General features: G+C 33.4%; 27 protein-coding genes. 11 read left to right on the forward strand and 16 right to left on the reverse strand.

The features are described 5' to 3' along the window. The first annotated feature begins 106 nt into the window (after positions 1-106). From ACWG0P_RS03630 to ACWG0P_RS03640, 3 genes are all read left to right on the forward strand, one after another. The gene (locus ACWG0P_RS03630; RefSeq protein WP_455800518.1) at positions 107-739 is read left to right on the forward strand and encodes a polymer-forming cytoskeletal protein; all 633 of its coding nucleotides are present in this window, start codon (positions 107-109) and stop codon (positions 737-739) included. A gap of 80 nt (positions 740-819) precedes the next feature. Next, positions 820-1,515, forward strand: coding sequence for a response regulator transcription factor (locus ACWG0P_RS03635; protein WP_455800519.1), 696 nt, complete (start codon positions 820-822; stop codon positions 1,513-1,515). Positions 1,516-1,615: 100 nt separating this feature from the next. Next, positions 1,616-3,499 carry an ATP-binding protein gene (locus ACWG0P_RS03640; protein WP_455800520.1) on the forward strand — a complete coding sequence of 628 codons (1,884 nt, stop codon included), beginning with the start codon at positions 1,616-1,618 and terminating at the stop codon, positions 3,497-3,499. A 32-nt stretch (positions 3,500-3,531) separates the two neighbouring features. Here the strand turns inward: ACWG0P_RS03640 and mnmE are convergent, their stop codons facing one another. From mnmE to ACWG0P_RS03670, 6 genes are all read right to left on the reverse strand, one after another. Next, entirely contained in the window at positions 3,532-4,863 is a 1,332-nt protein-coding gene (gene mnmE / locus ACWG0P_RS03645; protein WP_455800521.1) for a tRNA uridine-5-carboxymethylaminomethyl(34) synthesis GTPase MnmE, read from the reverse strand. Between the two features lie 160 nt (positions 4,864-5,023). Continuing rightward, positions 5,024-5,290 carry a hypothetical protein gene (locus ACWG0P_RS03650; RefSeq protein WP_455800522.1) on the reverse strand — a complete coding sequence of 89 codons (267 nt, stop codon included), beginning with the start codon at positions 5,288-5,290 and terminating at the stop codon, positions 5,024-5,026. A gap of 239 nt (positions 5,291-5,529) precedes the next feature. Further along, positions 5,530-6,585 carry a sensor histidine kinase gene (locus tag ACWG0P_RS03655; protein ID WP_455800523.1) on the reverse strand — a complete coding sequence of 352 codons (1,056 nt, stop codon included), beginning with the start codon at positions 6,583-6,585 and terminating at the stop codon, positions 5,530-5,532. A 239-nt stretch (positions 6,586-6,824) separates the two neighbouring features. After that, positions 6,825-7,517, reverse strand: a complete 693-nt coding sequence (locus tag ACWG0P_RS03660; protein ID WP_455800524.1) for a LytR/AlgR family response regulator transcription factor — start codon at positions 7,515-7,517, stop codon at positions 6,825-6,827. A 107-nt stretch (positions 7,518-7,624) separates the two neighbouring features. Continuing rightward, positions 7,625-8,371, reverse strand: coding sequence for a DUF2087 domain-containing protein (locus ACWG0P_RS03665; RefSeq protein ID WP_455800525.1), 747 nt, complete (start codon positions 8,369-8,371; stop codon positions 7,625-7,627). 34 nt (positions 8,372-8,405) lie between these two features. Continuing rightward, entirely contained in the window at positions 8,406-9,170 is a 765-nt protein-coding gene (locus ACWG0P_RS03670; RefSeq protein ID WP_455800526.1) for a polysaccharide deacetylase family protein, read from the reverse strand. 101 nt (positions 9,171-9,271) lie between these two features. Between ACWG0P_RS03670 and ACWG0P_RS03675 the strand changes: the two genes are divergently transcribed. After that, positions 9,272-9,676, forward strand: a complete 405-nt coding sequence (locus ACWG0P_RS03675; protein WP_455800527.1) for a hypothetical protein — start codon at positions 9,272-9,274, stop codon at positions 9,674-9,676. A 99-nt stretch (positions 9,677-9,775) separates the two neighbouring features. Beyond that, complete coding sequence (locus ACWG0P_RS03680; protein ID WP_455800528.1) at positions 9,776-10,555, forward strand: hypothetical protein; 780 nt, start codon at positions 9,776-9,778, stop codon at positions 10,553-10,555. 323 nt (positions 10,556-10,878) lie between these two features. Here the strand turns inward: ACWG0P_RS03680 and ACWG0P_RS03685 are convergent, their stop codons facing one another. The 4 genes from ACWG0P_RS03685 to glmU all read right to left on the reverse strand — a co-directional run bounded on the left by ACWG0P_RS03685 (position 10,879) and on the right by glmU (position 13,983). Further along, positions 10,879-11,007: a hypothetical protein gene (locus ACWG0P_RS03685; RefSeq protein WP_455793168.1), complete on the reverse strand. Its 129-nt coding sequence runs from the start codon at positions 11,005-11,007 to the stop codon at positions 10,879-10,881. Positions 11,008-11,253: 246 nt separating this feature from the next. Next, positions 11,254-11,610 (reverse strand): DUF1622 domain-containing protein, encoded by a 357-nt coding sequence (locus ACWG0P_RS03690; protein ID WP_455800529.1) that lies wholly within the window; start codon positions 11,608-11,610, stop codon positions 11,254-11,256. Between the two features lie 36 nt (positions 11,611-11,646). Then, a complete protein-coding gene (locus ACWG0P_RS03695) occupies positions 11,647-12,603 on the reverse strand; it encodes a ribose-phosphate diphosphokinase (RefSeq protein WP_455800530.1) in 957 nt (318 codons plus the stop codon). A gap of 24 nt (positions 12,604-12,627) precedes the next feature. Further along, positions 12,628-13,983, reverse strand: a complete 1,356-nt coding sequence (gene glmU / locus ACWG0P_RS03700; protein WP_455800531.1) for a bifunctional UDP-N-acetylglucosamine diphosphorylase/glucosamine-1-phosphate N-acetyltransferase GlmU — start codon at positions 13,981-13,983, stop codon at positions 12,628-12,630. 136 nt (positions 13,984-14,119) lie between these two features. On the opposite strand from glmU, the gene ACWG0P_RS03705 reads away from it, so the two are divergent. After that, a complete protein-coding gene (locus ACWG0P_RS03705; RefSeq protein WP_455800532.1) occupies positions 14,120-14,893 on the forward strand; it encodes an HAD family hydrolase in 774 nt (257 codons plus the stop codon). A gap of 70 nt (positions 14,894-14,963) precedes the next feature. Here the strand turns inward: ACWG0P_RS03705 and ACWG0P_RS03710 are convergent, their stop codons facing one another. Together ACWG0P_RS03710 and ACWG0P_RS03715 are read right to left on the reverse strand one after the other, a co-directional pair. Then, positions 14,964-16,283 carry a histidine kinase dimerization/phospho-acceptor domain-containing protein gene (locus ACWG0P_RS03710; protein ID WP_455800533.1) on the reverse strand — a complete coding sequence of 440 codons (1,320 nt, stop codon included), beginning with the start codon at positions 16,281-16,283 and terminating at the stop codon, positions 14,964-14,966. A 4-nt stretch (positions 16,284-16,287) separates the two neighbouring features. Further along, positions 16,288-16,977 carry a response regulator transcription factor gene (locus ACWG0P_RS03715; protein ID WP_455800534.1) on the reverse strand — a complete coding sequence of 230 codons (690 nt, stop codon included), beginning with the start codon at positions 16,975-16,977 and terminating at the stop codon, positions 16,288-16,290. Between the two features lie 149 nt (positions 16,978-17,126). Here ACWG0P_RS03715 and ACWG0P_RS03720 point away from each other — a divergent pair, with 149 nt between their 5' ends. From ACWG0P_RS03720 to ACWG0P_RS03740, 5 genes are all read left to right on the forward strand, one after another. Continuing rightward, positions 17,127-17,921 carry a glycosyltransferase gene (locus tag ACWG0P_RS03720; protein WP_455800535.1) on the forward strand — a complete coding sequence of 265 codons (795 nt, stop codon included), beginning with the start codon at positions 17,127-17,129 and terminating at the stop codon, positions 17,919-17,921. Positions 17,922-18,198: 277 nt separating this feature from the next. Further along, entirely contained in the window at positions 18,199-20,526 is a 2,328-nt protein-coding gene (locus tag ACWG0P_RS03725) for a diguanylate cyclase (RefSeq protein WP_455800536.1), read from the forward strand. Between the two features lie 276 nt (positions 20,527-20,802). Further along, positions 20,803-21,000 carry a helix-turn-helix transcriptional regulator gene (locus tag ACWG0P_RS03730; RefSeq protein ID WP_455793159.1) on the forward strand — a complete coding sequence of 66 codons (198 nt, stop codon included), beginning with the start codon at positions 20,803-20,805 and terminating at the stop codon, positions 20,998-21,000. Positions 21,001-21,002: 2 nt separating this feature from the next. Then, entirely contained in the window at positions 21,003-21,446 is a 444-nt protein-coding gene (locus ACWG0P_RS03735) for a hypothetical protein (RefSeq protein WP_455800537.1), read from the forward strand. A 12-nt stretch (positions 21,447-21,458) separates the two neighbouring features. Next, positions 21,459-21,779: a DUF3784 domain-containing protein gene (locus ACWG0P_RS03740; protein ID WP_455800538.1), complete on the forward strand. Its 321-nt coding sequence runs from the start codon at positions 21,459-21,461 to the stop codon at positions 21,777-21,779. A gap of 275 nt (positions 21,780-22,054) precedes the next feature. Here ACWG0P_RS03740 and ispE read toward each other — a convergent pair whose 3' ends face one another. From ispE to ACWG0P_RS03760, 4 genes are all read right to left on the reverse strand, one after another. Next, entirely contained in the window at positions 22,055-22,891 is an 837-nt protein-coding gene (gene ispE, locus ACWG0P_RS03745) for a 4-(cytidine 5'-diphospho)-2-C-methyl-D-erythritol kinase (RefSeq protein WP_455800539.1), read from the reverse strand. Continuing rightward, positions 22,881-23,738 (reverse strand): 16S rRNA (adenine(1518)-N(6)/adenine(1519)-N(6))-dimethyltransferase RsmA, encoded by an 858-nt coding sequence (gene rsmA, locus ACWG0P_RS03750; RefSeq protein WP_455800540.1) that lies wholly within the window; start codon positions 23,736-23,738, stop codon positions 22,881-22,883. Before rsmA ends, ispE begins: the two co-directional genes overlap by 11 nt. A gap of 13 nt (positions 23,739-23,751) precedes the next feature. Further along, positions 23,752-24,279 carry a ribonuclease M5 gene (rnmV, locus tag ACWG0P_RS03755; protein WP_455800541.1) on the reverse strand — a complete coding sequence of 176 codons (528 nt, stop codon included), beginning with the start codon at positions 24,277-24,279 and terminating at the stop codon, positions 23,752-23,754. 86 nt (positions 24,280-24,365) lie between these two features. Further along, the gene (locus tag ACWG0P_RS03760) at positions 24,366-25,172 is read right to left on the reverse strand and encodes a 3D domain-containing protein (protein WP_455800542.1); all 807 of its coding nucleotides are present in this window, start codon (positions 25,170-25,172) and stop codon (positions 24,366-24,368) included. Between the last annotated feature and the right edge of the window lie 311 nt (positions 25,173-25,483).

The following is a 25,483-nucleotide window of genomic DNA, read 5'->3' on the forward strand; positions in this document are numbered from 1 at the left end:
TATGTCTTCATTTTTTAAAAATGTTTTAAGAATTTGAATTTTCTTATTCATATTATTTATTGCATGATAAAATAAGGATGATGAAATATTAGGAGGAAATCACACTATGAAATGGTATGAGAGACAAAAGAAACTTTTCGCAGAACAAGAAGACCAATCCACGGTAAGCGAAATAGAAATAGAAGATGCAGAAAACGAAAAAGTATTAGACAATATATTTATGGAAGCTGTAACTGAGTACTCCATAGACGAAGAAGTGATAGATTCAGAAGAAGATATACATTCTTCAGAATCTAGCTTTGAAGAATCAAAAAAGGTAAAAGTAGCTAATACAGTTATTAGTGAAACTACAAATATACAAGGAAACCTTGAAGTGGATGGGGATTTGTACATCTCTGGAAATGTCGAAGGAAATATCTCATGCAGTGGAGATATCCATATGGATAATGGTAGCGTTAAGGGAGATGTAACTGCGACAAATACATTCATTCATGATGCGACTATTACAGGGAACATTACGGTTACAGATACATTAGAACTATTAAGCAACACAAAAGTTTTTGGAAATGTGAGCGGATCTTCCCTATCTTGCGATGCATATATCAAAGGCGATATAAATATTAAAGGAGACCTACTCCTTATGCCAAATACATCAATTGAAGGAAATCTTTCAGCTTGTTTTTTAAAAACTGAAAAAGGTGCTTCTATTAAAGGACAGTGCTGTATTATCACGGAGTAGATAGGTTCTCACGAAAGTATGTGTTATAATATCCTATATAAATAGATGCTTTTAAAGAACTATGACAGGAGAATGTTAACATGTATCAAGTATTATTAGTGGACGATGACGTGGATATTCAAATCACAAACAAAACATATTTAATGAAACAAGGTTTTCGTGTGCTTTGTGCCCAAAATTCACAAGAATGTATGAATTTAATTTCCACTTGTGCAATAGATTGTATCATCTTAGATATCATGTTGGAAAAAGAAAGCGGATATGATGTATGTGAAAAAATAAAGAAAATTACAAATACACCTATCATCTTCCTAACCAGTTTAATAGAAAAACAAGAAATTGAACAAGGATTTATTTGTGGTGGCGATGATTACATGATAAAACCTTACGATTTAAGGGAGTTAGAGTTGCGTATTCACGCTAGGATTCGCCAACATAATCATGATGATAAAAATATAAAACTTATCCAGTCTGACCCTATAGTTATTAACTTAGACGCAAGAAGTGTACATTTAAACCATCATGCAATTATTACAACTTCCTTTGAATTTGACATTCTAGTATTGCTAATAAAAAATCCAAAACGTGTGTTTACGATTGGACAAATCTATCAATTAATCTGGAGAATGCCAGATATAGAGAATGCTCAAACAGTACAAGTACATATTGCTCACCTTCGAAAAAAATTGGACAAATCTTTCCCTGAGCATCATTTTATACAAACGGTTTGGGGAAAAGGTTATATGTTTTGTGAATACGATGTAAGAAAGGATTGATGAGTACATGAAAGCAAAAGCGGCCATTATAATAACTGTCTCCGTTTTGCTTATCAGTACTCTTTTTTCTTTTCTTTTTTTTCATGACAACAAATATGAAATGAATGCCCCCTATGGAAAAAGTGGAAATATTCAAATTACAGAAAAAGATATGATTGATCAAAGAGTAATCTTTTTAATTGATGATTGGGAATTTTATCAAAATGAAATTTATAATCCAGAAGAACTACTCCGTTTGAAACCAATTCCTCATTATATCTTCATTGGTCAATATCCTAATTTTTCCCTTATGAAAGGCAAGAACATTACCAAGGGTACATACCGCATGGTGATAAATCATACAAAAGCTACACAAGAAATTTTTATAAAGATTCCCGAGATTTTCACAGAGTATTCCTTATACATAAATGGACAGCTACAAGATGCATATACAGGAGATATCCTATCTCTTGGAAACAATGAACAAACGGAAATACTAATACACATACATCATAGTAAGCATTACTATGATGGTATCTATTATCCATTCGCAATTGGCACCATACAAGCGATCCAACGCATGAATTTCATTCAACATACAATTTATATCGGTATGGCTATCTTTTCTCTTATTCTATTTTTGTTCGCAATTACATTAAGAAGTCAAGATAAAGACAGTGTATTCACTATATTTGCATATATGTGTTTAAGCTTTTCCTTATATTGCCTTTATCCTATCGTTCATACATTATTATCCTCATATTCCACCATAGCATATCGTTTAGAAGATTTTTTAAACTTCTTAAGTATCGCTCTACTATTAAAATTGTGCGCAACCATTGTCAAAATAGATAAGCATTTTCTCTATAGAAAATGCATCCTTCCAATTAGCATACTCGTCGTTGCTTGCGTAATCATAATTCCTGGTCTCTTCTTACCTAACCATAAGCAACTAATTAATGCATACGGTTCATTTATTGACATATTTAAGTGGATTAGTTCATTATACCTATTCTACTGTGCTTACTTCGCCTTCAAAAGCAAGAATGCATATGCAATATATATCCTTGCGGGTGGAACTATATTCTCTATTACACAACTCTTCAATTTCTTCTTCAATAATTTGTTTGAACCAATATATGGATGTTGGCAAGCAGAATATGGAAGCTTCATTATTATCTTAATTTACTTAATGATTGTTTTAAAGCGTAACCGTATCTTAATGAAAGATAATTTAATATTAAACGAACATCTTGAACAAGCTATCGAACAAAGAACAAAAGAAATGGAACATTTACTAGAAGAAAGGAAGGCCTTCTTCTCCGATGTAGCACATGACTTAAAAGCACCTTTGGGTGCCATCCAAAACTATACTCGATTGATAGAACAAAATGATATTCATCTAGATAATGAAATTCGTAACTATCTACACTCCATTGAACGCAAGAATCAATTGATGAGTGAGCGAATATCATCCTTACAACAAATTACACAATTGGATAAGACAAAGGGTATAAATGAAGCCCTATCTATAAATGAATTACTTCAATCCTTCTATGATGAAAATTGTCCAGAAGCAGATGCTTTAGGAATCCATTTCCAAATACAATTATTAGAGAATGATTGTATGATTTATGCTCAAAATGAAAAAGTAAGTATCCTATTAGAAAACTTATTTTATAATGCTTTAAGCTTTACACCATTCGATGGTGTAATCACTGTACTTGTATCGAGTGATGAAGAATTTGTACATGTTGTATTTAAAGATAGTGGTGTAGGTATACAGGAAGAAGACCTTCCACATATCTTTGAAAGGTTTTACTCAAAACGAGATAATGACTCAGATAAAAGTGGACTTGGATTATATATCGTTCATATGATTGTAAAAGAACTACATGGTACCATATCTGTAGAATCCAAACTTCATGCAGGAACTTCTTTCTATATCAAAATTCCTTTGTTACATAAAGTACTAAACACCTTAGATGATGCCTTCCAATTATGAAAAAGACCATGAACCCATGGTCTTTTCTAACGTTATTTTCCCAAACAGAAATTGGTAAACAAAGTATCTAATAAATCTTCTCGATGTACTTCTCCCAAAATTTCCTTTAGAGATGTATATGCATCTTGAATATCGATTTCTAACAAATCTAACGCAACACCATCCTTCATAGCTTGTATTGCCTGCATCATGGATTGTTTAGATTTCATCATCAAAGATATTTGACGTTCATTCGCAAGAATAGGTTCTTCGATAACGATCTGATGCTTATCAAACATCCTATGAATCTCATCAACGAGTTCTTGAATGTCATTTTGAATAGCACTGATTCTTATACCTTCTCCATCTGAATATAAATCTTTTTTATTATATACAACGATTCTGGTTTTATCTTTTGTTAATGCTAGGAGTTGTTCATCCTCTTCATCCAATCCTTGACTTTCATCCAACAGCACAAGGATTAATTGTGCTTCTTCAATTGCCTTCAAACTTCTTTCAATTCCAATTTTTTCTACTGTATCTTCTGTTTCTCTAATACCCGCAGTATCAATCAAATTTAAAGTAAGTCCCTGTAAGTGTATTCTTCCTTCTACGATATCTCTTGTAGTTCCGGCAATATCGGTTACAATTGCTTTTTCCTCTTGTAATAAGGCATTCAACAAACTACTCTTACCTACATTTGGTTTTCCAACAATTGCTGTATTAATACCTTCTTTTATAATTTGTCCACTTTGTGCATTTGCTAATATTCGATCTATTTCATCTAGCCACTCCTTTGCCTTTGGCAAAAGAATATCGCTTGTAATTTGTTCTACATCATCATATTCAGGATAATCAATATTCACTTCAATATTGGCAATCATATTCAACATATTCTCAATCAAAGGTTCTAATAGTTTTTTTACACTTCCCTTAATTCCTTGTATCGCTAATTTTGAACTTTCATTTGTATCCGCTTGAATCATATCATTGATAGCTTCCGCCTGCGTCAAATCAATACGACCATTTAGAAAGGCACGTCTACTAAATTCACCTGGAGTTGCCAATCTTGCTCCCTGTGATAGAAGAATTTGTAAAATTTTCTTCGTAATAAAACGACCTCCATGACAATTTATTTCTACGATATCTTCACGGGTGAACGTCTTAGGTGCACGAAATACAGATATTAAAACTTCATCTACTTCTTCCTTGGTAATAGGATCTATAACGAACCCATAATGAATGGTATGGCTTGTAGCATCCATAACCTTTACAGAAGTGATTGTACTTGCGATTCTTATCGCATCATCACCACTTAATCGTATAATCGAAATTGCCCCATCAACAGCAGCTGTTGATATAGCCGCAATCGTATCTTGTAGCATAAGTTCACCTTCTTCTTTAATCAATGGCTATATTATACCAATTTCCTGGCTATTGTAAAAGCGTAAAAAAAAGAAACACAAGAGCCTTTGCGTTTCCTAATGATAATGGTAACCTAGCATATGTAATCCTAGAGAATAAAAGCCTCTGTAAACTATACAATTATGCAATATGTTTTTTCTTTGCTTGCAAAACACTGCAAAGGATCATCCAAATCACAATAAAACAAACATAAACAATAACGGTTTGTAATGTAAGTGAGAACTTTGTAAATAATTCTGTAGATGTCATCGTAGTTGTTATTTTAAGACCAGTAAGAGTGGTAACTACCCCACTTCTATCTATTTGAAACAAATGAACAACATAATCAATTAGAAAAACTATCAACCATACAATTGTCCCATAACTTAAAAGCTTGATTTTTTTCATTCTATCACCCTATCTTCTTCCTTAGTAATACCATAATATAAACATAGAAGAATTTATCGTATCTCTCATATATACAAATAAAGATAGCATATCATTGATAAGATACATCACAATTACTTTCCCTTTCATAAAGGTATAATAACTCAAAAATATCATATAGACTATTTGTTCTTTGTGAATTTCAAGAAATTGCTGTGAATGAACAGTTATAAAATTCTATATTATTTTATACATAAACACTACATATCTAAAACAGCATCTAATAAGATTATGCTTGTCTCAAGTTTTTGTGACTGATATTCATATCTTATATCTCCATTATGTTTTTCAATGATATGATGAATGTTTTCCAATCCAAAACCATGATTATGTTTATTGTCTTTCGTAGTAGTACCCACATCTAATTCATCCATCGTGAAACCAGAATGAACTGAATTTTCCAAATGTATATGCACATGATATCCCACCCTATCAATTTGAAGTGAAATTTTGCGACTTTCACACTTCATAGAAGCTTCTATAGCATTTTTCATTAGATTATAAAAAAGTGAACAAATATCTACTCTATCCATTTTTAAAGGTTTTAATAAATCATACACAAGATCAAATTCAATTTGGTTCTCACTCAGTTGATTTAGGAATTGATTCAATGTAGATGCAATATAAACATCACTACACTGACTTAAAACATTTGGATGTGTTCTACCCTTTAATTGATTTACATATTCTTTTGCTTCTGTATACTGTTCTTGTTCAAGTAGGCTATCTACCATATGTATATGCCCACTAATATCATGCTTAAAAAGTCTTAACTTTTTATACTCCTCCACCGTTCTATCGAAATATTCTTTTTCAGTTTCTGCTAATCTATCTCTTAAAATAATTTCATTTCTATAGTTGCTATTTTCTTGTTCTTTTTTTAAATAGAAGAACGCAGAAATAAAACTAGCCGCAATAGCTAGAAGCGAAGACACCATAATAACGATAACTGAATTTCTAGAAAGTGATTCTCCAAATATATTGATTATGAATAGTGGAAATATGCCTGCAGATAAACATATGAGCAATTGTATGTGTACATATGAAATTTTTTCATTAAAATAATTCATATACTTATTTGTAGCAAGCATCTTCAAAATTATCATAGCTACAACAATAAACAACGTCACTATTGTGGCAATCAAAGATTCAATAGTAACTAATGTATCACTTTCCTTATTCAGAAAAATTTCTACTAAAACTCCTAAAAACAAAATCAGTATCAAAGATAAAATAATAAAAACGATTTTCCTCAATCTTGATTCATCCATCATAAGGTACAAAAGCACGATATATGAAAAAGTGTTTACTATCATAAGAGAAAAAGTCCCGCCTGGAAAGCAAATGCCAATAAGTGTTAGGTAAACAATTCCCCATACAAAAATTTTTTTCTTATGAAAGTATAGCTTACAGTGAAATATAAAAACAACAAGTATGAAATTTGTAAATATACTCAAAATATCATTTAAAAACAAGCATACTAATTCAGGGATGTTCATGAACTATTCCTCCTGATATAAGAAAAATACTTCAAAGGTACTTCTGATCTGTATTTATAAGAAATCGGTATTTCTACATTATTAACTAGAGTAATACGATCCTTCGTTATACTCTTTATGTATTTCATATGTACAACATACGATCTATGTACCTTTATAAAAGAACTACTTGCTAAACGTTGAAAGAAATCTCTTAAGTATACACAGCACATATATTCATCTTTCATCGTATATGCACTAGAATACGAACCACTTGCTTTTACATAAAGGATGTCGTAAGTATCGAGTGTAAAACCACTGATTTCTATTATCTTATGTTCATTATGTTCCTTTTCAAACTTATCCAATGTAGTTTCAATTTTGGATAAATTTGTTTTATTTATAAAAGCTACTACATTTTTACCAAATGCATCATATATTCTTTGTTCATAATTACTTACAAACACTATACTACAATCTTTTGAGAAGAGTGTGAATGCATTCTTTACATCTATTCCACTAGCTTCTTCCATCTCTATATCAAGAAATAACAAATCCAAAGCATCGTCGGCATCCAAAAGTTCTTCACCGCTATGATATTCGTGCACGCTATATTTAACACCACTATTTTTAAAATGATTTTTAACAATCTCTTTAATAGCATCTATATAATACTGTTCATCATCACAAATTCCTATTTTAAATGACATGATTTCACCCCCTCAATATAATAACACAACTTCTCCCTTTTTTCGATTTACTTCGTGTATACTTTCTATTTTTACATAAGAAAAGAAACGCAAGAGTCTTTGCGTTTCTATATGGCGTTAGCATCCATTGAATACTTTGTACAATCCTGTGTTCTATGTAAGAATGCATATTCAATCAAATAACGTCGAAGTGTTACATGGTCCTCATATATTCCTTTTAAGAACTCATTGAGTTCATTCTCTGTATATACACGATGAGGTTCAAGTTCTTCACAGATTCTTCTCAACACCATGATTTTTTTCTTTTCTTTTGCGGGAATTTGTTTCAAACGCAATGGGTCTTGTGAAACAAACATCGTATCATATACTTGTTGTTGTTCTTCAAGCGTTGCCACAAAGCGTTCATCGACACCACGTGCATCATCATGTACATCGATTAAATCATCAAAGGAACCTTCCAAAGACAATTCATATAATGCCAAATACATGCGCATCTGTTTTGCTTTTTCTTTGAATACAAAGCGTTGATGACGTACAGTTGAAGGGCTCGTATTTGTAAGTTCCGCAATTTCTTTATCACTTTTACCTTCGTACATATATTGTAACAATTTCTTTTGTACATCAGTTACTGTAGAGCTCTTTTTATCCAACTGTAGTAGTTGTACAAATACGGAACTGTGTTCTTTCTTTATATGCATTTCCATAGCCTTTTGTGCTCTATAAAAATGTCCATCAATTGGAAATATTTCTCCATCTTCGAAACAGGCATCACAAAAGTTACAATGGTATATATTGTGTTCGTCAAGAGTATAGCCGTTTTTGATATCTTCTAATCGTTTTCCTGCATTTTTCATGTTATCACCAACTTTGATTATAACATTTTTTTATTTAATTTGCGATATGATGATGAAAAACAGGAGTTTCATAATTGATAACTTTAAATGTATAACCTTTTTTTACTAAGTGTTCGATAATTGCTGGTAGAGCCTTGACTGTTGCGCTATTTCCTGCGCCATCATGCATCAACAACATCACTTCGTCTAATTCTCCTATTTCTTTTATCGCAGTAGATATGAGTGTTCCACTATCTAGACTACTATTTCCATCTCCATTACTCGCATTCCAATCATAGTACTGATACCCTTTCTTCAATAGTGTATCCGACAAAGACTTCATAATGCCATTACAATACTTTCGAGATACGGTATTACTAGCACCTCCGGGAAAACGAAAGATATTTACTTTATGCCCAATTTGTTTTTCAATTAGTGTATTCACTTTTTCCATATCTTTCAAATACGCCTCTTCACTTGCATAGATTTCTTTATAGTTATGCGAATAGGTATGAATACCAATCGCATGTCCTTTGTTAAACTCTTGGAAAATCAAGTCTTGATAGCTTGTATTCTCTCCAGTCACAAAGAAAGTTGCCTTTACCTTGTAGGTATCTAAAATATCCAATACAGCCTGCGTGTTTTGACTAGGTCCATCATCAAAGGTTAGATATACAACCTTTTCTTGTTCTCCACTTACTGTTGTTGTGTTTTGCTTGTCATATGGTTGAAATTTCTGTATCCATAAGGATGCGCCAAATACAAACAATAAGAATATTACACAACAAATCACGACGTCACGAAATGCTTCTTTTCTCATTGTATCACTCCCAAAACTAGCATTCCCTATTCTATTGGATTTATGTACCCTAGTATTTGTAAATGTAATATGCTATTCTAAATGAGAAAAGGAGATTTACAATGAATACATATACAAATAAATTTGAAAAACTATTAAAGGGAGTTGGTATTTTAGAAATGGTCTTTGGATGCATTTCAACTCTTATATTAATTACTTCTGTAATGAAACTTAGCAGCGGAGAGTATGTATTGTTGATACCAATATGGCAATACGTGGGTACTGCAATAGTGCTTATTCTATTACAAATCTTTATGGGAGTGTTTGCGATTCGATATGCGAATACGGACAAGGTAAAATATTGTGTTTACGTTGGTTTTGCGATTATGATTTGCATTGCGATCAATACTTTTATCTTAACTTCTTCACAAGATACAAACATCATATCCTTCTTAAGTTCCATTTTATTTCCTGCATTGTATACGGCTGTCGCAATAAATTTACAAAACTTTCATAAGCATGCATAGGGTATAAACGAATCATACTATGTATACGCCATAAAATAGGAGTGCAAAACTCCTTTTTTTCATGGTACACTCTGTTATAATAAGGATGAGGTGATTAATATGCGTTATGATGATAGTTTCATTCAAGCTTATTTACAAGAATCTCCATTATCAAAAGAACCCTTTTATAAGGATATACGCAATTATCAAAAGCCTGATATAAAACGTAAAGATATTGTAGAAGAACTAAATACAAAGCTTTCTAGCATTGTTAATGATTTTCCAGTATTCAATCAGACTTTATGGAATATGCTGTTCTCAGATAAAGAAAGTTATTTAGATACTATATGTATCCTTCCTGTAGTTGGAAGCGATACTATGAGCACACGTGTACTAAGAAATGATGAAACTTATATTCTTATAGATTTGATTTGTGTTGCGAATTATACACGCGTTGTATCTCAAATGGTATATATTTTAAAGAACCATATCACCTTTGAAGTTACAAAGCTTTGTATCTTGAAACAGTACCCTTTATCAGGAGAGAATTACGCCCATATTTTAAATGCATCTGCTTTTATAAATGGTTTAGCTCACTATTTATCTTGGAATGAGTCTTGTGAACTGTATAAGTTTTATACTGAGAAATATGAACCACATAAAGAAAAAGCCTTTGGTTTATTAACACAAGCTATGACCATTGATAATCGCGCTATGCAACAGAAAATTATAAAACATATTCGTTCAAGTGAGCTTTGGGATCAATTTCCTGCTGTTGCGGGAATGTTCTATTTCGATGATATCTATCGGGAACTTGGAAAAAAAGGAATAAAGCAATTATATGCTATGGGTCCTAAAAACTTTATTGCTCACATCTTCGAACAAGAAAATGATTCATAATGAATCATTGAAAAGATTTGCATCTTCCAACATGAGTGGATTTCTTGCTCTCTCATTATCCATTATGATTATGAATAGCCTTCTTCCTATACTTACACATACGAAGTGATACGCTGTTTTCCTCATAATGGACTTTTTTTAATCATTATGTAATTTCATCCATATCACAATGTAATTATCTTCTAGTAATCATCATCATAATATGGTTATATCATAATCTTCTTATTTAACTGTATCTTTGTATCCCATACCCCTACGCGCAATTACATAACTTGCACTCATATGGATACTCATTCCCTTTGCTTTCCTATATTTCCCCTCTCTTATTTGACTAGTGTTTCTTGGATTAACACAATTGAAGCATACGTTTCAATGTCCTGTCGAACACATTCCCTAGCGATTTTTTCAAGTTCTTGATAGTAGAATCTTTGTGACATCGTCACTGTTTTCATGAGCACCTTCCTTGTCTTTTTCATAGTATAACATAGGACAAATGAGATGCAATTCTATATATGATATATTTTGATGCGCCCCTTAAAATATACCTTGTTCGTCCTATATTTTCGTAAAATAAGTAACGGAATCTAACAACTATCTAGCTTTCTATTTCATAATGCAGATTTTTAGAAATTTTGTAGTTTGTTTACAAATAGAACTTTCCTATTAAATAAAAAACAACAGCTCAATAGATGTTGTTTTTAGTAGTTATTTGGTGAAGCATCCGATGTATGGTTATGCTCTTTTTCTGCTTTGATTTCAAAGTGTATCATCAAGGATAACAATGCTCTCAGCAGAATAATAGCACCTAAAACATAGATTTCACTTATGTTTCTTACCAATACCGTTTTTAAAATTTCGGCTCCCATTTTGAATTCTAACCCTAACGCTAATGCATTGGCTAGTTCAATTCGAATAGGATGTTCATCGTCTTTTATACTTGCGATGACATAATGGTAGAATGCTTTTGTTGAGCCAATCAAAATAACGATGACTCCAATAATTTCCAAGATCGAAATGATCTCTGGCAAAACTTGTTCTAAGAGATGCTCAAGCATAATCATTTCCTTTCTTTACATATGTATTCTATGTTTTTATGATTCTGCGTAACGTGAAACGATTTCACTTACTGGTCTTGATTCTTCAATTGCTTTTATAACTTCTCCAAGGATTGGTCCAACAGATAAAACAGTCATCTCAGGATATTGTGCAGCTTTATCATCTTGTGCAATCGTATTTGTACAAACAAATCCATCAAGTTCACATGATTTTAAACGTTCAATAGCAGGGCCTGATAATACTCCATGAATACATGAAGCATAGACAGCAGTTGCCCCTTTGTCTTTTAACATCTTAATACCTGCAGTTAAAGTTCCTGCTGTATCTACGATGTCATCAATTACAACAGCAACCTTACCATTTACATCCCCAATGATGTTCATAGCTTCTGCTACATTTGGTTTTGGACGACGTTTATCAATGATTGCTAATGGCGCATGTAAAATTTCTGCTAACTTTCTAGCACGTGTTGTTCCACCATGGTCTGGAGATACAACAACGATATCAGCTAAGTTCTTTTCTTTGAAATATCTTCCGATGATTGTAATTGCTGAAATATCATCTGCAGGAATATTGAAGAATCCCTGAATCTGAGTTGCATGAAGCTCCATTGTGATTACACGGTTAGCTCCAGCTTTTTCTAACAAGTCTGCTACTAATTTCGAAGTAATAGGTTGTCTTGCTTTTGCTTTGCGATCTTGTCTTGCATATCCAAAATATGGCATTACAACAGAAATGTGTCCTGCACTTGCACGTTTGCATGCATCAATGGCAATCAACACTTCCATAATGTTACTAGAAACTGGAGCACAAGTAGATTGAATGATATATACATTCTTTCCACGTACAGATTCTCCAAGTTCTACCATGATTTCACCATCAGAGAAATGTTTTACATCACATTGTCCTAAAGGTATTCCTAATTCTGCTACGATTTCATTTGCTAATTCTACACTTGATGTTAATGCAAATACTACTGTCTTCTTTTCCATTCTCCTACAATCCCTGTACCTTTCCTATTTGTTCTTGTATGTGGTTCCAAAGCCTTTTTTGATTGACTGACGAGATCTAGCGATTGCCATATCTCCATCGTCAACAGAGTCTGTAATTGTTGAACCCGCTGCCAATAATACATTTTCGCCAACGGTTACTGGCGCAATCAAATTACAGTTACTTCCAATAAATGCTCCATCTTTTACAGTGGTGCGGAATTTATTCTTACCATCATAATTTACGGTAACGACTCCACAGCCAACATTGATCTTCTTACCAAAGTCAGAATCTCCAATGTACGTAAGATGTGCACATTTACTACCTTCCCCAAAGTAGGAATTCTTAAACTCAACAAAATTTCCAATACGGCAATCCTGTGCAATCTCAGTATGATTACGAAGATGTGACATAGGTCCTACCGTAGTATGTGAGCCAACTTTACTCTCTACGATTTTACTACTATCGATGACTACATAATCACCAATAATCGCATTACGCAAGAACGAATTTGGAAGGACTTCTGTATTCTTTCCGATTACAGATTCACCTTGAATATGAACGTTTGGATAAATGATTGTATCTTCACCAATCACAACATCAACATCAATATATGTGTTCTCAGGATCTACAATGGTAACTCCATTTACCATATGTTTATTGTTAACATAACGTTTTAACCACGTTGCTGCTTTTGATAAATCTACACGATCATTCACACCCATTGTTTCATCTGGATCATCCACAATCATAGCATTTACAGATTCGCCTTTTTTATTAAATATTTCTACTAAATCTGTTAGATAATACTCATTTTGAGCATTTTCATTCTTAATTTCTTTTAAGCCTTCAAATAACCCTTTGTTATTGAAACAGAAAATTCCTGTGTTGATTTCCTTAATTTCTAATTCTTCTTCACTACAATCTTTTGCCTCTACAATCTTGCATACATTGCCATTTGTACCACGTACAATTCTTCCATAACGTGCTCCATCTTCAAGCACAGAAGTCAAGACTGTACAAGCATAGCCTTTATTCGCATCAAACGCTGCCTGTATTGTTTCAGGTTGGATAAGTGGTCCATCCCCACACAATACAATGGTATCGCCTTCTACATCTGCCAAACTCTGAGCTTGCATAACTGCATGTCCAGTTCCTAATTGAGGCTCCTGAAGCGCATATTCCACTCCATCACCTAGATATTCTTTTACACTTTCAGCTCCATGTCCAACAACAACAACGATACGATCTACATCGCACTTTCTCAAACTTGAGATAATGTGTCCAATCATGGGTTTATTCATTACTGGATGCATTACTTTATTGAGAGAAGATTTCATTCTTGTTCCTTTACCAGCTGCCAAAACTATCGCAGATTTCATAAAAACATACCTCCGCCTTATATTTTACCAAAATTTCGCGATAAATAAAAGGTGTTCCTATTTTTTATTCCATAAATGCTAGTTAAAATTCCTTACTTTATGCTATGATAAACGTAACTGAGAAAGGATGAACTACATGAATAGTAGAAAACTTATATTTTTTGATATAGATGGTACGCTGGTAGATAGTACCACTCATACCGTACCAACGTCTACACAAGACACTCTAAAACGCCTAAGAGAAGCTGGACATATCTTATGCATCTCTACAGGAAGATCTTTAATATCCTTAATGGAGGCTGGGTTTCACGAACTCATTGACTGGGACATTTACTTGTGCAACAACGGGCAGGCAATCTATGACCGTGAACAGAAAAACATTCATCTCGTGCCAATTCCACCTCATGCAGTAGAAGCATGTATTGCCAAAGCTAACGAGTTAAATTCTCCTCTATTTATTATCGGAGAAATCAATCGTCTAACCAGAGAGGCTGATGAAAATGTTATCACCTCCGCAAACTTCTTTAACGAAGTTATTCCACCCGTTATTCCATACGATGGTAGTCCTGTCATCATGATGATTGCATACGGTCCTTTTGGATACGATTATAAAGATTATCAAGACATTGAAGATCTTACGTTTATTCCAGGACAATCAAATTATTCTGATGTCGTTTTAAAAGGACACAATAAATTCTTAGGTATCCAGTTTGTGCTAGAACATTTCAATATGAAAGAATATATTGCGGTTGGAGATAGCTTAAATGATTATGACATGATTAAAAATGCAACCATTGGTATAGCTATGGGAAATAGTTGTGAACCTATAAAAGAAATCGCCGATTTTATTACAGATGATGTATTGCATGATGGAATTCTTCACGCGATGACAAAATGTGAACTTATATAACCCTAAACAGTAAGGATTTTTCCTTACTGTTTTTTATGTCCAAGAAAAAAGGCATCTATTGAAAGATACCCTACGCTTTATGAATTTCTCTACAAGGAAATATGAGTTCTATACTAAAACAATCCATATCTTGATCAATGCTTACATTCCCACCCATTTCTTTCATCATCTTGGTAATGCTCTTAAGTCCAATATGTGTACTTTCTTCTTTTGTCGCATCTTTTTTCTTTTTATTCTTTACCTTAATCGTAACTAAACCTTGGTGCACGGATAAACTGACAACCACCATATCTTTTTCTGCATACTTGCAAATATTAGAAAGTAAATTATCATAGATACGATTCATTAACTTATGATCCGCACGTATTTGAAATGGTTGTTTGTCAAAGGCTTCATATACTTTTATATGACGCTCTTTTAAATCATCACAGAATAAACCTAACAAACCTTTAATGTCATCTTGTGTAAATGTAGATAAATCTACATCATCATTTTGTGCATATACCAAGAAATGATTGAACAAACGATCTGACATTCCCTTAATTTGTGCAGCTTTTTCTTTACTTTTATGAATATATTTATCCTTTTCTTCATCCGTTTTATATATCTTTAAATCGACGATATCCAAATACCCAATCAAAGAGGTAAGTGGAGTGCGCAAATCATGGGACATTGCGGTTACTAATTCTTCATTTGCTTTACGAGCATCTTCCTCTTTACTCATATTTTCATAAAGAGCACTACGAAGATGATTCAACTGCTTTGCAAGATCAGTTATTTCATCACTTCCCTTATACACGATGGTATGATGATAATCACCATTCTCAATCAATTTCATCTCATCGCCTATTTCTAAAACATAACGCATTTTGCGATGGACATATATCATAATGATACTTATAAACAACAATACAGCGAATGCACAAATAATTATCAAATAACGAATCATAAAGACAACTCCTTGATAAGAATCTACATATAATGTATACGTTCCATCATAGAAGTGTAAATCGTATTGTTTTGAAAGTGGTTCATATAAGCGAACCATAAAACTTGATGTTTGTATATATGCCTTATTCTCTAGATTACTTATCAAATACTCGCGGTCAACGTCTGCTTCCCCATCATATAAAAACATCGTTAACCCTTTGAATTTATGCATTTCTTTTTGAATATTTTTACTATCTTCTTTTGATATATTTTTATCAGTTATATTACTTTGTAACGTTTTGATTTGTTCACTCGTTTGTTTTTCTATTGCACTCTTATCATTAAACATATAGAACATACGGTAACGATTGAAAAACAACATCCAAAATACAAGTACCGAAACACATGCAGCCACAATTACAATTCCTATTAATTTTAAAGATAATCTTGAAATCCTCATCTTCCTATTCAAAACGATACCCCTTTCCCCATACCGTCTTGATATACATCGGATTCTGAGGGTCTACATGAAGCTTCTTACGTAAGTTTCGCATATGTACCATAATGGTATTGTTTGCAGTATACAAGTATGGACTTTCCCATATAATTTCATATAATTCTTGATTTGAAAACACCCTTTTAGGCTCACATAACAACAACATTAAAATACGATACTCTATTTCTGTTAACGCAACACGTTCTCCATCTACATGTACCTGATTATTTTCAAGATTCACCATCAAATTATATTTTTCCACAATTTTAGAATCATGTGTTCCTTCTTTTCCCTTATATACACAATATCTTCTCAACAAGGCTTTTACTCGAGATATTAGTTCATTATAGGAAAATGGCTTCACCAAATAATCATCTCCACCACAAGAAAACCCCAATGCCTTATCTCCATCTAATGTCTTCGCAGTTAAAAACAAGATAGGAGCGTTGCTTTTCTCGCGTATTGCCCTACATGCTTTGTAACCATCCATCTCTGGCATCATGATATCCAAAATGAATAAATCGATACCATCTATACAAGCAAGTGCCTCATTTCCGTTTTCAGCCTCTACGATTTCATAGCCTTCATTGCTCAGTAATACATTTACTACTTCGCGAATTTCTGGACTATCATCCGCAATCATTATTCTCTGTGCCATACATTAGACCTCTCTTCTTGATTCTATTATACAATATTCAACGATAGATTCACTATAGGCATGCATGATAATTAAGATACATTAAGATTTCTTTCGTAGTCTTTTTCTATAGAGGGTGGGATAATACGAAGTAAAGTGAGGTCTAAGAGATGAAATTGTTAAGTATCGTTGTACCATTATATAATGATCAACATGGATTGAATGTTTTCTATCAACATGTGATTAGAGATTTAAAACAATTAACAGTTAATTATGAATGCATTTTTATAGATAACGGCTCTCATGATGCGACGCTTTCTATTTTACGAAACCTAACAGAAAAAGACTTTCATTGTCATTATATCTCTACAAGCCATAACCTTAGCGTCATGGAAGCTTTGTATATTGGTATGCAACATGCACAAGGTGATGACATTGTTATTATGGACATTTATCATCCAACCTACATGATAAGTAAACTCTATGAAGTTAAGGAAGAAAAACATGCTAGCGATATTGGTGGATTTCTTAAAGCAAAGAATGCTTCTTCTAAAAAACAAAAGCATTTAAGAATTATAGACGCTGATATTATTATGGAATATATTGCACAACAGGATTTCGATGGATTCAAAAGCTATTTGAATCATGATTATAAAAACATACTTTGGTTACCGTATACAAATATGGAAGAAAAGAAAAATACTCAATTCCAAAAATTGTTATCTTCTTTGAATATAAAATATGAGAGACGATTCATATATATTCTCTTTTATTCTTTATTAACTACCTTATTCTTTATCCCATCAATCTTAATTCTTCACTATCAACTTGAATTTGAATACAGCGCATATATCTCTGTATTATTAACGCTTTGTATTTATGCCATTCTAGAAGTTATGCATTCCAGATACTGTTGTTTCCATGCTTCAACTCGACAAGAAAAAGTAAAAGAATCTACGTTTTAAACAATCTATATAATACAAATAACAGAGTCTTGTAGTGCGAGAAATCAAGATTTTGCTTTTATATAACAGAGTAGAATTGTATGTATTTAATGCAACAACGAACAATTACATTATTTACTATTTCTCCGCATATCTACACAATGTATTGTATATATTGTATTTTTTTCACTTTCTTTTTTTACAATATTCATAAAATCTAATGAAATAAATTGCGGTTTGTTATACAATTAAGCTATAGAAACACTGACTGGCATTTTTAAATCGGAGGGAGTACTACATGGACGCATGGAACAAAAAATCAATCATAGACTTTATACAGCGCTTACTAAAAATATATTTTGAAACAAGAGATGTTGAACATTTATCAGAATATATGCGAGATGATATCTCATGGATTGGTACTGGACAAGGCGAATTTTCAAGCTCTTTTGAAGAGTCTATGCGCTCCCTTTTGAAAGATAAAGAAGAATATAATGGATGTTTTGAAATCAAAAACACCGATTTAGATATTACATTTTTAGATGACAATGTTTGTGTTGTGTATGGAAATGTATACGCAATCGCACAAGATAGTAAAATAGCACCAGAACATTTGCGTTTAACATTTGTAGTTGAGAATATGGATGGAACGTTAAAGGTCACACATTTACACTCCTCTCATCCAGATAATAATCAAGGAGATGGAAACTATTTCGTTAAACAAGAAGACCGTGAAGATAATAAATATTTACGTCAAGCTTTACATGATCGTAATCGACAACTAGCAGATTTGATAGAAAATATCCCTGGCGGTATTCATCAATGCAAGAATGATGAAGATATCACACTAATTTCCATGAGTGATGCTTTTCTGACCATGTTTGGATATACCAAAGAGGAAATAGGAACCTTCTTTGACAATAAATTTATGAATATGATTCATCCTGCAGATCGCAAAGGGATGAAACAAAGCATGAAGGAACAGCTTAAACTTGGTACGAAAATGGAATTGGAGTATCGCGTGTTATGTAAAGATAGAGAACCTATTTGGGTTTTAGATAAAGGATGTCTTGTAAAAGAATCCAGTATCGGTCCATGCTTTTATTGTTTGTTAATAGAAATAGAACAACGAAAACAACAGGAAGAGGAATTGCGTCTATCTTTAGAACGACATCAAGTCATAATGGATCAGGCTACTGATATTATTTTTGAATGGGATATACGAAGAGATACACTTACGTTTTCTACCAATTGGTTCAAAAAGTTTGGATATACCGCAATTGAACAGAACATTAGCGAAAGAATACCTGGGTCTAGCAACATCCATCCTGATGATATATCTGCATTTGTTAATATTATGAAAAATACTTCTGTAGGTGTTCCTTATTCTGAAACGGAATTCCGTATACGCAATAAACAAGGAAATTATATATGGTGTCGTATACGCGCTACCACACAGTTCACACCTGACAATCGTCCTATCAAAGCGGTAGGTGTTATTGTGGATATCGATGAAGAAAAGAAACAAAAACAACTTCTTCTTGATCAAGCACAACGTGACGCATTAACAGGCTTGTACAACAAAGCAGCAGTACAAGCTTTAGCAGAACAAAAGATGCAAACAAAAGGACTGCAATTTTTTCAAGCACTTATGATTTTGGATATTGATCAGTTTAAAGCTGTGAATGATACCTATGGACACTTGTGTGGGGATTCTGTTCTCTCTGATGTTTCTGCAGTATTAAAAAACCACACGCGTTCAAGCGATATTGTCGGGCGTATTGGTGGAGATGAATATTTAGTATACCTTCCTGAGGTAAAAGATGAACGAAGCGCTAAAATGAAAGTTGAACAACTTCTTGAAGCAATCCGTATGATTATCCCTGACCTTGGAGCAGCCCCAATTACATGTAGTATAGGCGTTACAATTGAGCCACGTGATGCAATTGATTTCTACACACTGTACAAGCATGCGGATCAAGCATTGTATCACCAAAAGCATAAAGGACGTAACGGAGCATCTTTCTATGATGAAACACAAGTATACGATTATGAAGAATCAATATTCAGCGCTGTAAATGATAGCATTGTATCCGATGAACATAAGGTTGTGGATGAAGGACTAGCGCAATATGCATTCCGTACACTTTACGAGGCAAAGGATATAGGTTCTACGATTTCTCGTTTGCTAGAAATTATTGGACATTCCTTTGACGTAAGTCGTGTATATATATTTGAAAGCTCACAAGATCGCAAGTATTGTTCTAATACATTTGAATGGTGTCATGAGGGTGTTTCAAAACAGATTGATAAACTACAAAAGATTGCATATGTAGATGATTTGGGCGATTATTTAACAAACTTTAATGAAGAGGGTATGTTTTATTGTGAAGATATAAAAAATCTTCATCCAGATGTTTACACTATACTCGAACCACAGGGAATACGTTCAATATTGCAATGTGCAATGCTTGATGAAGGCGAATTTGTTGGGTATGTCGGATTTGATGAATGTAGAGAAAATCATTCTTGGACAGCACGAAGAGTAGCATCCTTCAAATTGACAGCCGACGTATTATCATCTTTTGTGATTAAGTATAGACAAAAACAAAAACTACAAAAATAACTGTATGCTTATTCTTTCGTACCTTTGAAAGAGTAGCATTACAATCGGAATTGGCAAAGCAGAGTCCTCCCCCTTATCTCTGCTTTGCTTTTTTATTTTATTCTATAAAATATAATTTATATTCATATATATTATGATAAAAATAAATATTATATGTAAAACTGTCTTTAATTATTGTCAAGTAAACTTGACTTTTGCGCGTACTTTATGCTAGTCTTAATGTGGAAATAAAATCAATATAGTAAAAATTATGTAAGGAGGAAAAGAGAACGTATCGTGGGAAAAAATTTAAAGTTAAAGTCTGCACGAGCAGCTCTTGATATGACACAAAAAGATTTAGCGGAAGCAATAGGAGTAAGCAGACAAACAATGAACGCTATTGAAAAAGGGGATTACTATCCGTCTATAAAACTTTGTGTCGACATATGTAAAGTCTTAGATAAAACCTTAGATGAATTGTTTTGGGAGGATTGATCATGAAAAAATCAGAACATTTGGATGAACTCCAATTATTAAAAAGAGGAAATGTTTTCAAGCATGGATTATTTTCTCTTATAGGGCTACTATTAATCAATGCACTGTTGTATTCTTGTGGAATACAGTGGGCAGAAGGCAAATGGTCGGAACTGACTATTATCCTTTTCGTTGTGGTATTATGTATCATCGAGTTTGTCTGTTACGATATATATCCTTTGACAGAAAGAAAGCAAAAGCGTTTCATATATTTTTCAGGTTTGTTCGGTCTGTTGGCTATAATTGCCTGCATGTATGATTTTATATTTGAATATGCCAAAATAATTGTAAATGGAAAAATTTCAGAAAGTGCTCTAGGCGTGATTTATGGAGCAATGTTCTTATCAACATTTATTGCCTATAAGCTGAAAACAAAATATAATGCTAATCACGAAATTGACGAGTAAGGAGGTATGAAAATGAACACACCAATTTGGGTACCTTTCATCATTGTTGTTATACTTGTCATAATATCAATTATTTTATTACTGGGAAAAGCCAGCTTTTTGATTGCTGGATACAATATGTTACCAAAGGAGAACCAGCAAAGATATAATACGAAAAGACTTTGTCGTGTTGTTGGATGCGGTTCAAGTGTTATAGCCATAATTCTAGGAGTAGCAACATTTTATCGTTTTGAAATGCCACCAGCTATATCTTGGATTATTCCGTGGGGATTATTTGCTACAATAGCAGTTGTGGCAATTTTAGTTCATATGATATGTTGGAGAAAGCCATGAACGTTTACTTCTAAAGGCATTTTGTTGTGTGGACCATAATGGTCCATTGAAGATTTGATAACCGCTGCATTTTCACTGGCTGCCCCTCAAAGGGGCTTTTTTTTATCTCCTACTGCTTTATTGTTTCTTTCATAGACAGCACCTACTGAATTGTAACACGGTGGTGTTTTTGCATTTTAGATACCTTTCTTTCACTTGAAGTCTGAATACGCACATAGCGCGCAGTATTTATAGATACAAAAAAAGCCAAACATTAGAAAATTCTCTATGTCGGGCTAAATAATATGTGTCTTATATACAAAATAACCTTTGTCTTTCATCTTAGATGCGCACTGCTCTACAAATGCGTTATCTTTGCTACATGCAAATACAGTACTTCCACTTCCAGACATAAGAACTAATGGAAATCCTAACTTCTGTAGTTTCTTTTTTATTTCTTTAATATGAGGAACTATCTGAAATGCACTATATTCCAAAGAGTTGGATACACTTGAACATAAACATTGAAAATCATCTTCTTGCATACACGTTCTAACGATATCACAATCTGGATGGTCACATGCATCAAAGTCTAACACGGAAAATGCTTTTCCTGTTGGTACTCCTTCTTGGGGTTTCACAAGTAGGATTTCAAAATCGCATCGATTGTTAAATGGAACAATTTTTTCTCCAATACCTTTTACAATTGAACAGCATTGCATTACACAAAAAGGAACGTCCGCTCCAATTTGTTTTCCTAATAAGGACAATTCTTCTAAAGTGATGTTTATATTACACAGTTCTATGATTGCTCGCAACACTGCTGCGCCATCTGCACTGCCTCCAGCTAATCCTGCTTGTGCTGGAATGTTCTTTTCCACATGAATATGAAAATGTTGATTTAAATGGAATGTTGAACGCATCAAGCGAACTGCCTTTACGACGGTGTTAGAGTCATCCATAGGGATGCTCGTTTCATTCGATGTATAAATATCTTCATCTGCGAATTCAACCGTTAGAATGTCATGCAAATCAATCGGTACCATAACCATTTCTAATTCATGGTATCCATCTTCTCTTTTCCCCACAACGTTCAAACACATATTTATTTTCGCATATGCATTAATCTTCATGGGTCATCACCTCATACAAATGAATAAACTCATCCATACCAAGACTCTCTGCTCTTCGAGCCACTTCTATTTGTGCCTTTTCTAAGATAAGGCGTGCACTTTCTTTGTTTTCACAATATTCACCAAAGTTATTTAAAATTGTTTTTCTTCTTTGTTTGAAACAAGCTTTCACCATTTCAAAGAAATGAGTTTCTTCTATAGTATTGTCTCTCTCTATAAAACGAAACTGTAGTACAGCACTATCTACATTAGGTTTTGGCATAAAGACATTCTTAGGTACTTTCATAACCGATTTTACATCACAACGATACTGCGTGATGATACTCAATGCATTATAATCCTTTGTATTTGGAATTGCATGAAAACGATCCGCTACTTCTTTTTGCATCATAACGGTGATTGCGGAAATATCCGCATGAGATTCAAATATCTTAAAGAGAATCGGTGTGGTTATATAATAGGGAAGATTGGCTGCGATGACTACATCGTACCCTTCTTTTTTGTACTTCTCTACCCACTCCACTAAATCAATTTCTAAAAAGTCTTGTAGTACAATTTCAAAATTATCATATTCGGATAATGTTTCTTTTAATACAGCCGGGAGTCTTTCATCAATTTCAAAAGATACTACCTTCTTTGCGTATTCACATAAGTATTGCGTCAATGCCCCAATACCAGGTCCTATTTCAAATACTACACAATGATCACTTACAATGGAAGATCTTGCGATCTTTTCCACAACGCTAGATTCAATTAGGAAGTTTTGCCCATAATTCTTCTTTGCGAATAAATCATATGTTTCCAATATCTCTTTGGTTCTACTTGGTGTCGCAATTGGTTTATTCATATTGCTCTTCCTTTCATTTTAATAAATCCTCTATATCTTCTTTTTTATATCTTCCCATATTCAAACGTTTCCATAGTGTTTTTGCGTTTGGTTTACCCAAGGATAATTTCTGGGCAAGGATGTCTCTTTTCTGTCCGCTATCTTTTTGTCCTTGTAAACCAAGGTCCATAAAATCCTCATAAGACAATGTTTCTATACATGTTTCATCATACGTTAGTAGGTTTGACAACGCTTCTATAATATCTTCTTTATTAGCGTGTTCGATACCTACCTTCTTTGTTGTTTTCGCTTTGTTTTTATCGATAAAAGCATTCTTGCACCCTGGTACATATTGATTGATGGTTGTTCGAATCTTTTCACCAGGAAAATCAGGATCTGTAAAAACAATAATTCCTCTTGTCTTTTGCAATTGTGCGATGCGTGCTAATACTTCTTTTCCAAGATGAGTTCCACTGGTTTCAAGTGTATCGCATTGCAAATAGCTCTTCAACACATTGGTATCATTTTTACCTTCTACTACAATGACTTCTTTTATCTTCATATGAACGCAACCTTTCGTACAATATTTTATCATAAATACACTAAAAAAGACACTGACGTTATGGATTTCATCAGTGTCTAAAAGATTTATAGGGGACAAGAATTACCTGATTGTCCTCCCATACGAATAATCTGCGCAGTTGGATTTCCAGCAGATACTCGATATACTTGAGAATTGGATTCACTTCCTGTATACAAATCAAGATGATGTCCTGAGATTCCACCACCTCTATCCAATACCATTGCGTAGAAAGGTTCATTTGGATTTAAACCTGCACCACCTAGGCCATGGTTCTCAATCTTTACAATGGAACACATTGGCACACTACGATCTGCCGCAATGATATAATAATTCCCATACTTGATCCCTGGTTGCCATGTACCATCTGGTAACTGTACCCCAAGGTTCAAATCTAATGCAACTCCCATCGCAGTACCTCCACGTCCATTTACAACTTGACACCCATAACAGTCAACTCCGTATGTTGTAATTCTTGGAGAAAAGGCACTTAGTGCTTCTTTTTCTAAACGTTCTAATTCTGCTTTACGCGCAGCTTCTGCATCTTTTGCTTTCTTCTTTTCACGCGCATCGCCAAGCAGCTGTTTACTGATGCGATTAAAATCCTCTTTTGTGACAATCAGCCCTTTGCTATCTCGAACACTTGTATACAATTGTGTGTCTTGATTGTTCTTAGCATAGGCCTTCAATGCAAATACTTCATTCCTGTTATCCACTAGCCTTGCAAGTGGCTGTGGTATATGGTCTGTATCGTTTGATACAATAAAGTCGTTGTTCGCTATGTTTGTATCGAAAACTCTAGCTTCGGTACTCACACATCCATATAAAGCGAAAACACAGGTGAATAGGACGAATAAAATTCGTTTTGCCTTCATCGTTGTTCCTCCTTCGTATGAAACAGACAATAGTCTATCACATAACTTTGAACTTGTCCAATAATATTATTTTTTAACATGTGTTTATTGGTATTTTACCCAAAAAACACTATTCTATACATATGCTTCAAATAAATATTTTATGACAAACGTTGATTGTAAGGCATTATTTCAATCTTATTAAAAAAATACAACTATTTTAATTCATAAATCGTCTTGTTAAATTATTATAATACTTCACAAGTAAGGACAACTTTTTATACAATTTTTACCAGATATTTTAGCTGAAAACTCCGTATTCTTCATAGAAC

It is taken from the genome of Amedibacillus sp. YH-ame6 (genome assembly GCF_053848845.1).